Here is a 6,854-nt window from a genome sequence, read left to right as displayed (position 1 = left end):
ATCTTACTCTTCTTCTCATCATTTCTAAACGTTGCACTTCATCGTTGAATCTAAGATTTATATAAAATGTCAAATTGAGCAAGTATATAGCTAATTAAACAAATATCTAAGCTTTATCATAGACTTAAGTTAAACACTCAAGTCCATATTACTTTAATAACGCTTAAGTAGCATACCTTTTAACTCAATATTCAGCAATTTTATTATATACCCCTCTAAATTCCCATGGCCATTTTGATCAGCTTGGCAATGGCTGTAATGGTAATTAAACCTGCTAAATAAAGTCCTATAAACCATGCCCATTGTGACTGTTTTCTGGACAGTCCTTTAGTAGATTTAGATTTATTATATTTAGGGTCAGAGGCAGAGAGCTTTCTGTCTGTTTGTTTCATATAACTTCCCCCAAGCAATAAAGGTTACACGTAATAAAGATAAAACACTTAATAAAGCTGCATTACGCTTATTAATACATATGTTCATGCGAAGATTTACCTTTAAATACATAATATCCATAGGCTGTGTAGCTTAAAATAATAGGTAGCATAATTCCGGCGCCAATTAGCATAAACGATAAAGAAGTATCTGCTGCTGCGGCTTCATGCATGGTCATAGCATAGGGCACAATATAAGGGAATACCGCTGAACAGATACCTATATAGCCCATTAAAAATAGCAAGATAGTTAATAAGAATGGGCGATATTCACGCTCGCCATGCAAGTCTTTGCGCATGACATAAAACAAGACGAGGGCTATTAGAGGAATTGGCGCTAGATAAAGAAGCGTTGGGAATGTGAACCATTGCGACGTGGCTTCAATACCTAAGAAGAACATAAACACAGTAACCACAGCCATGGCTGCGAGTAATGCTAGCAGTAATAGATAAGCAGCTTTACGGGCCCAAGCTTGAAGCTTCTCTTCGGACTTAATAATCAACCAAGTTGCGCCAAGTAGGGCATAACCAATTACCATGGCAATGCCACAAACCAAAGCAAACGGGGTGAACCAATCAAACTGACCACCCGCAAACAGTCTATCTTTGACTTCAAGACCCTGTACCAAGGAAGCTAACATCACGCCCTGCATAAAGGCAGCTACAACCGAACCAATATGAAAGCATACATCCCAAATATATCGGTGTTGTTCAGCTTTAAATCTAAACTCAAAGGCCACACCGCGTAAAATAAGCCCGAACAACATAAAGGTAACTGGCAAATATAAACCGGTCATGATGATGCCATAAGCGGCCGGAAAAGCTGCAAATAAACCCCCACCACCGAGTACCAACCAAGTTTCATTACCGTCCCAAAACGGTGCAATAGAATTCATGATACGGCTGCGGTTTTTATCTGAGCCTGCAAATGGGAATAAAATTCCACACCCCAAATCAAATCCATCAAGCAATACATAGACAAACACAGCCAGGGCAATTAGCCCACCCCAAATTAGAGGTAAGTCGAGTACATCACCAAAATTCATCATTAGCGTAATCCTTTCTCAGAATCATCTGCAGGGGTTGAAAGATCTTCTGACTCTTTAGTATGTTCTTTTGCATTTTTATCACCACTTAAAGAGCGACCCTGACCTTCAGTTACTGAATGTTCAAAGAAGTTATCATCTTCAACCTCTTCAAATGGTTGTGGCCCTTTGGCAATTAGCCGCAAAATATAAATAGTCGCCGAACCAAAGATAAAGGTATAAACAATAATAAACCCAGCCAAAGTCGTGGCAATTTGCGAGCTAATCAGCGGCGAAGCACTATCTACGGTTCGTAATACTCCATAGACAGTATAAGGTTGTCGACCTGTTTCGGTAACAAACCACCCTGCTAATAAAGCCAGAAAACCAAGTGGCGTCATCATCATCCAGAGATAATGAAAAAACTTGTTATCGCTATCGAAATGACGTTTTTTGAAATAATTATAGGCACTCATTAAACCTACAAATATCATCAATAGACCAATACCTACCATGATTCTAAAGGCCCAGAATACGACGATAACATGTGGTAGATCTTCTCGTGCCCAGTTTTTTAGCCCCTTAACTTCTTTGTCAAAGGAATGGGTCAGAATAAGACCAGATACGTAGGGAATGGCGACTTCGTAATCGTTACTTTGGGTTTCTTGATTTGGAATGGCAAAAAGTCTTAAGGCAGCACCACGTTCATCATTCCAAATACCTTCCATAGCAGCAACTTTAGCAGGTTGATGCTCTAATGTATTTAAGCCATGTTCATCGCCAATTATAGCTTGTAAAGGTGCTACTAAAGTAGCCATAAGCATAGCCATACCTAGCATCACTTTGCCATGTGGCCGATGCTCTACATGTTTTTTTGACTGAAGGTAATAAGCACCAATACCACCGATGACAAAGGCAGTGGTTAAAAAAGCTGCGGTCATCATATGGGCATAACGATAGGGGAAAGAGGGATTAAAAATAATTTCCATCCAGCTTTCAGGGTATAGCAGCCCATCAGCGCCTATCGAAAATCCTTGTGGTGTTTGCATAAAACTATTGGCCGATAAAATCCAGAACCCTGAGATTAAAGTACCAATAGCCACGATGGCTGTTGCTGCAAAGTGCATTCTTTTACTAACGCGGCCCCAACCAAACAACATAATGCCTAAGAATGACGCTTCTAAGAAAAATGCAGTCAGAACTTCATAAGCGAGTAAGGGACCAAGAACGTTACCTACTTTGTCAGAAAATACAGCCCAGTTGGTACCAAACTGATAGGACATAACAATACCAGATACCACGCCCATCCCGAATACTACGGCAAATATCTTAGACCAATGTTTATAAACTTCGGCAAATACAGGGTTGCCTGTTTTTAACCAGCGAAACTCTAGCACAGTTAACCAGCTAGCAAGACCGATGCTAAAGGCTGGGAATACGATATGAAAGGAGACTACAAAAGCGAACTGGATGCGAGCCAGAACGATAGGATCTACTTGAGTTAATAATGAGAGCATTATCATCACCGTGATGTAATAAATGTTGAAACCTATGTTTTTAAGATCGCAGATTTAAATAGCGTCTCATAAAACATGGATAAAACTTTTTTATCATTTACTTATACAGTTCGGTTAAGTCACTGTTATGAATAGAGTGATTTGAAGAGATAAAAAATAGATGACAATTAAAACTTTACAACCATATAGAATATAGTAACTTTGGTGCTTTTATTACTATTGTTGCGTATTATCACGTTGCTAAAATGTGTTGAAATTATTCTCGCCATTATGGTGCAGCGTGGACGCTAAGCCAGCTGTACGTTTTAATATGTCAATAAATTTTAATGTTTTTTGCAGTCATTTTTGAGCCAACATAATCAAAATTTTTTTTAATAAATAATTGGTGGTTTACAACGGGATCATGACAAAGGATTTACTGAAAGTTATCAAATTAAGCCACAACCTATTATTTGAATATATCGTTATAATCATATCGTTGCACTTTATTAAAGCACTTTAATAGGTTTTATTGCGTCCTTAATCAAAGATAGTTTTGACTAGTTCAGTAATTATAATTCGCCATCCAAGCATTAAAGATCTTGCATGAGAAGATAGGATTTAGGTAGACAATAAATTTTTAGGGATGCTTATTTTACGAGTGCTTATTTCACGAGGACTTATAAAGGTAGGGGTGCTTATAATAGGATTTGCTTAATTGTGGCATATCCATAGAATAGCAAAGATAGGCGTGAGGTATGTGCAAAAACACAAATCTATAAAATAACCTATCTAGGAAGACACATACAGAAGCTAATGATATAGCTTGAGAACTGAGCCTGACCAAGATAGATTCTTTTATAAATAAGGTATAGCCATCAATTTAAAAGTTTAAAAGAAATAAAACCTGTTATTTAATTAAAAAGCTGCCAATTAACCAATTTTTATTCGTTCTACAGTACCATCTAAATGGACTTCTACCATGTGTCCTTTTGGTTCTGATAAGAATAGTGCACTGAAAAAGGCAAAAGCTGCAAATACTGCCAATACGATAAAAAACGCAGTTGGCGATACCATTGAGAATACCGTTAAGAAAAATACGCCACCGACATTGCCATAGGCGCCTGCTGTTCCTGCGATTTGGCCAGTCATTCGTCTTTGAATTAAGGGCACTACAGAATACACGGCACCGCAAGCTGACTGAACAAATACAGAGGTTGCTAAAACGATAAGCACGGCACCAACTAAAGGCAACTTTGTCATTTGGCTCATAAGTATGAAACCGATCGTTTGACCCGCTAATGCAATCATCAGAACCTTACGACGTCCAACGGCATCTGACATAAATCCACCGCCTGGTCGAGCAAACAAGTTCATCACCGCAAAACAACCAGCAGTCAAGCCCGCTAAAGTATGAGAGATACCGTAATTGGTAATAAAGAACTGCGGCAACATAGACACCACGGCTAATTCAGAACCAAAACATGCCATGTAGGCAATACTCAATATAGCCACTTGTTTAAATTGATACCCATAATCAGCAGGTACTGGCGCACGATTCTTTTCAAAAAGATGATGGTTGACAGTCCAGATTTTGTAATACTGATATACCGTAAGTGCCGCCACAACAATATAGGCAATCATGGCTTGCGAATCAGTTAAAAGCTTTAATCCGCCTGGCGATAAACGCCAAATTAATAAGAATAAAGTAAGATAAATAGGAAGAATGATAGCGGCATAAAAATAAAAGTCTGATTTACTTGAAACCTCTAAACCACCTGATTTATTTGGCTTAAAGTAAGTCGCTCCTTTTGGTGTATCACTGACGCCGCGATAGAAAATAAATGCATAGATAATAGCAATCACGCCAGTCGTCGCAATGGCATATCGCCACCCTTCAGGACCACCATACATCAATGCCAATATCGGCATAGACATGGAGGCGACAGCGGCTCCGAAGTTACCCCAGCCGCCATATATTCCTTCAGCTGTTCCCACTTCGTCTGACGGAAACCATTCAGATATAAGACGAATACCTACTACAAATCCTGCGCCTACAAATCCAAGTAAAAAACGTCCAATGGCTAACATTTGGAAGTTTTGGGCAAAAGCAAAGTTGAAGCACAATAGTCCACTAATAAATAGTAAAGCACTATACGCCCGTTTAGGACCATACTTATCGACCATAGCCCCAATTAATAGGCGTGCTGGAATAGTTAATGCCACGTTTAATACTAATATAGCTTTAACTTGTCCTTCAGTGAGCGAAAAATAATCTTTAATTGTTGGCATCAATGCGACATGCGCAAACCAAATTAAGAAAGTAACAAAAAATGCAAACCAAGTGTAGTGCAAGGTTTTAATGCGTGGTAACCCCATACTGAATAAGGGTAGGCGTTTAGACATTTAAATCTCCTCAAAATATCATGCCAATCATGATAATTTGCATTTAGCAATTAACATGCCATTTTGAATTGATTTTTTAAAAATAATTAAATATTTTTTATAAAATTTATATAAACGATTTAACGCTATCTTAACAAGTCAATTAATATACTTGCATAGCTTTAATAAATACATCTATCAGTGAGATGATCTAAGTAAATGCCTATAACCTTTTAAATACATTTAAATAATTAACTATCAGTAATGGACATGAATGGCAAAGATCCCTTGCACTATTTTGAAATCTTTTAATAAAAAAATTTACGATTATTCAAATCAGCTTAAACAACATCAGCTCAAACCTATCGAATGAAAAATGCATGAGGATATTTAAATGATTAAATCTATTAACAATGTGGATGGCGTACCTAATTCTATGCAAAATGGTCATACTCAAAACATAAATCATTTTAATAAAGTGCCTGAAATCACCTTGATTTTTTGGCTTATAAAAATGATGTCAACAACAGTAGGTGAGACGGCTGCTGACTTTATGATTTTTAATTATAGATTGGGCTTACCTGTAACGTTGCTAATCATGACAGTGCTGTTTTTTATCGTACTTGCCATTCAATTAAAATCAAAACAATACTATTCATGGAAGTATTGGCTGACCGTTGTTTTTGTGAGTATTTTAGGAACGTTAATCACTGACAATATGACCGATAATTTAGGCATACCTTTGATTTATCCGACAATTGGATTTTCGCTATTACTCATCGTGGTCTTTGCATTATGGTACCGACGTGAAAAGACACTATCTATTCATCATATTGATACGTTTCCACGAGAGGTTTTTTATTGGACGGCAATTTTAGCAACTTTTGCCCTAGGAACCGCAGCAGGAGACTGGTTCGCAGAAGGTCTTAACCTAGGTTATCTAACGTCAACGCTAATATTTGCTTCAACGATTGCGTTAATAGCTGCAGGATATTATGGGCTTAAATTAAATAGCGTGTTATGTTTTTGGTTGGCCTATATTTTGACACGTCCACTAGGGGCAGCTCTTGGCGACTGGTTATCACAACCTTTGAAGAATGGCGGGCTTGGATTCGGGGTGACATCAATAAGTGTGGTCTTTTTGATATTAATCGTGGGTTTTGTGGTTTATGAGACCTATCAGAAAAATAAATATTCAGCTTAGCTTTTATTGAAATTAGCTTCTATTAAAACATAACTTTAATTTAACTATAACCTACTTTACTTATACGCATTACTTATTAATATACCTTATATTCTCTTAAACAATATTGTATAAAACCATACTCCAATTTTTCTCAATCTTGTACGACTATCTACTTGAGTTTAAGATCTTTAATGTTTAGCTAACAGTAGGGTAATAATGAGAAATAAGTCGATTCGACTAAACTGGCAATGGGTATTTGCGGTTATTGCTATAATGGTATTTGGATTTGCATCCAAGTCATTGTATCAATTGATTCATACGCTAGATATGG

The 6,854-nt window shown here is 37.4% G+C and carries 5 protein-coding genes; 1 reads left to right on the top strand and 4 read right to left on the bottom strand.

Annotated elements, in window-relative coordinates:
- Window positions 1-215 precede the first annotated feature (215 nt).
- The 4 genes from QZ265_RS08970 to QZ265_RS08955 form a co-directional block, all read right to left on the bottom strand.
- Window positions 216-392: a hypothetical protein gene (locus tag QZ265_RS08970; protein ID WP_296405452.1), complete on the bottom strand. Its 177-nt coding sequence runs from the start codon at window positions 390-392 to the stop codon at window positions 216-218.
- Window positions 393-463: 71 nt separating this feature from the next.
- Window positions 464-1,480, bottom strand: a complete 1,017-nt coding sequence (gene cydB / locus QZ265_RS08965) for a cytochrome d ubiquinol oxidase subunit II (RefSeq protein WP_296405450.1) — start codon at window positions 1,478-1,480, stop codon at window positions 464-466.
- Window positions 1,480-2,973: a cytochrome ubiquinol oxidase subunit I gene (locus tag QZ265_RS08960; protein WP_296405448.1), complete on the bottom strand. Its 1,494-nt coding sequence runs from the start codon at window positions 2,971-2,973 to the stop codon at window positions 1,480-1,482. Before QZ265_RS08960 ends, cydB begins: the two co-directional genes overlap by 1 nt.
- A gap of 912 nt (window positions 2,974-3,885) precedes the next feature.
- The gene (locus tag QZ265_RS08955) at window positions 3,886-5,358 is read right to left on the bottom strand and encodes an MFS transporter (RefSeq protein WP_296405447.1); all 1,473 of its coding nucleotides are present in this window, start codon (window positions 5,356-5,358) and stop codon (window positions 3,886-3,888) included.
- A gap of 373 nt (window positions 5,359-5,731) precedes the next feature.
- On the opposite strand from QZ265_RS08955, the gene QZ265_RS08950 reads away from it, so the two are divergent.
- The gene (locus QZ265_RS08950) at window positions 5,732-6,541 is read left to right on the top strand and encodes a hypothetical protein (RefSeq protein WP_296405446.1); all 810 of its coding nucleotides are present in this window, start codon (window positions 5,732-5,734) and stop codon (window positions 6,539-6,541) included.
- Window positions 6,542-6,854 lie beyond the last annotated feature (313 nt).

The organism is Psychrobacter sp., from assembly GCF_018260395.1.
Lineage (GTDB): Bacteria > Pseudomonadota > Gammaproteobacteria > Pseudomonadales > Moraxellaceae > Psychrobacter.
Note: the sequence above shows the minus strand (reverse complement) of the source record. Positions and strands in the feature narration are given on the sequence as shown.

What these genes read in the sequence shown, in the direction of transcription:
- QZ265_RS08970 (WP_296405452.1), bottom strand. Translation starts at nt 392, where the DNA reads ATGAAACAAACAGACAGAAAGCTCTCTGCCTCTGACCCTAAATATAAT.
- cydB (WP_296405450.1), bottom strand. Translation starts at nt 1,480, where the DNA reads ATGATGAATTTTGGTGATGTACTCGACTTACCTCTAATTTGGGGTGGG.
- QZ265_RS08960 (WP_296405448.1), bottom strand. Translation starts at nt 2,973, where the DNA reads ATGCTCTCATTATTAACTCAAGTAGATCCTATCGTTCTGGCTCGCATC.
- QZ265_RS08955 (WP_296405447.1), bottom strand. Translation starts at nt 5,358, where the DNA reads ATGTCTAAACGCCTACCCTTATTCAGTATGGGGTTACCACGCATTAAA.
- QZ265_RS08950 (WP_296405446.1), top strand. Translation starts at nt 5,732, where the DNA reads ATGATTAAATCTATTAACAATGTGGATGGCGTACCTAATTCTATGCAA.